The organism is Roseateles sp. P5_B10, assembly GCF_056400485.1.
Window position 1 is genome coordinate 1 of sequence record NZ_JBFULE010000946.1, and the last position, 1,858, is coordinate 1,858.

The 1,858-nt window shown below is 66.3% G+C and carries 3 protein-coding genes; all 3 read right to left on the reverse strand.

All coding sequences use genetic code 11. The features are described from left to right. Positions 1 to 1,022, reverse strand: a 1,022-nt coding sequence (locus AC1DU6_RS29575; RefSeq protein WP_477861573.1) for a PA domain-containing protein, incomplete at its 3' end; no start/stop codon positions are given. Next, positions 1,009 to 1,452, reverse strand: a complete 444-nt coding sequence (locus AC1DU6_RS29580) for a post-PEP-CTERM-1 domain-containing protein (protein WP_457321535.1) — start codon at positions 1,450 to 1,452, stop codon at positions 1,009 to 1,011. The genes AC1DU6_RS29575 and AC1DU6_RS29580, both read right to left, overlap by 14 nt. A gap of 18 nt (positions 1,453 to 1,470) precedes the next feature. Further along, positions 1,471 to 1,858 (reverse strand): choice-of-anchor J domain-containing protein (locus AC1DU6_RS29585; protein ID WP_477861575.1); only part of this gene is annotated, 388 nt, incomplete at its 5' end.

The following is a 1,858-nucleotide window of genomic DNA, read 5'->3' on the forward strand; positions in this document are numbered from 1 at the left end:
ATGGCGAAGGTGCAGGTGCCGCGGTCCACCAAGGCGATGCGGCCATTCACGGCCAGCGCGTTGGCGGCGCTCAATGGGTTGCAGGCCAGACCCGTCGAGGTGCCGGTATCAACCACCGGCATCAGCGTGCTGGTCACGGCGGACGACGACAGCGGCGCGCCGAAGGAGGCCGTGCTGATGTTGTACGGCCCCGCCGCGGAACCGGCCGCGGGCCCGCCAATCGTGAGCGAGGGCGTGCCCAGGCTCAGCACCGTGGGCAGGCTGGTCAGCACCCCGGCTCCGCTCCAGGTCAGCTTGCCGGTGTTCAACGCCGACTCCGCACGTTGCGAGTTGGTCATGTCCACCCACAGCAGCTTGGCCGTGTCGTCGTAGATGTAGTGATCCCAGATCGACGGACGGTTGTCGAACTGTGCACCGCTGCTGCCGCTGGTGAAGGTCTGGAAGCCCAGGCCATGAGCGAACTCGTGCAGCAGCACGGTGACGAGGTCGACGTTCGGACCGTGGTTGTTGTCGAGTCCGAGGTAGAAGGGCGAGCCTGGCAGGCAATCTGCAAACAAGCCGAGGCGCGAGTTGAAGCGCGCGCGGATGTCCTGGCCATCGACCGGGTCGCCAGCGCTCAGGTTCACGCCGGCAAGCTTGTTGGCGAGCGCCTGGGGATACCAGGTGTTGACCTTGGCCGCGCCCGCAAAGTCACGCCATATGTTCCATGCGCCGGCGCTGCCCAGAACGGCGGAGGTTGCAGTGCAGGTCAGCGGCTCGAAGCTGGCACGGATGACGATGGTCTGCGAGCTGGTGAGCGTCGCACCCCAAATGTTGGCCGCGGTCTGGAAGGCAATCAGGCGCTGCTGGCCGAGTGTCGTGCCGGCGTTGCCACCCACGGGAGCTGCAGGCGTCGGGTCGTTGAACCCTTCGCCCGCGGCGTTCAAGTTCTGGATGACGATGGTGGCTGCGGCCTGCGCCTGCAGGACAGAGGCGGCCAGCAGGACGCCCGCCAGTGCGCCCAGGAACTCACTTTTCTTCATGGCTGTGCTTCCCGCGAGATTGATCAACGGTGGAGACGGCGGCCTTGGGGTCGCGGACGAGCTTCTCTGCGGTTTCCTTCCCGGTCACGCACTGCATGTCCAGCGAACCGTCCGCCTTGCGGGTGACCACCGAATATGACAAGAAGGCATCGTTGACGCGGTAGCGCACGCCGTTGGTCGTACGGATTTCCACCGGATCACGGGTGTCGGGATTGGTTCCCGGTGCGGCAGCGGCCGCATCAGCGCGAGCCTTGGCGGCGGCCTCGTCCATCGCCTTCGCTTCGTCGGCCGTGGGCGGGCGCAGCTGGCCCGTCACCGGGTCGCGCACGATGCGCATTCCCACCGCATCGGCCGCAAATACCGGGGCCGACCCGACGAGCACCGACATGACGGCAATCAGACCCGCAGCCTTGAACTTGATTTCAGCCATGGTGATCATCCTCTCGTGTCAGACCGACCTGCGGCGCGCCTGCACCAATGCAGCCAAGCCCAGTGCCACCAGCGCAAGGGTCTGGGGTTCGGGCGCGGCATTTGATTCGGCCGCGGCCACCATCACGGTGTCGATGCCGATGTAGTTGGATGTGTCGGCGTCGCCGAAGTACTCAAAGGCGAAGCGGCCTATCGCGCCCGCGCCCAACCCGGGCAGCATCACGGTGTACGCGGTCCAGTCATCAACCATTGCCACCGTCGGCGACAGTCTCTCGGTGACGACTTCACTGCCACCCGGGGCGGTGGCGCCGGCCAGCACGGCAAAGGTGTCGGAGAAGCCCGCACCCGCGGAACCGTCGCCGCGGGCATAGAACGTCAGGGTCACATCGGACTCCAGGGAGAAGTAC

Bases quoted from the DNA above. Each gene is read 5' to 3' on its own strand.
- AC1DU6_RS29580 (WP_457321535.1), bottom strand. From the start codon at position 1,452: ATGGCTGAAATCAAGTTCAAGGCTGCGGGTCTGATTGCCGTCATGTCG.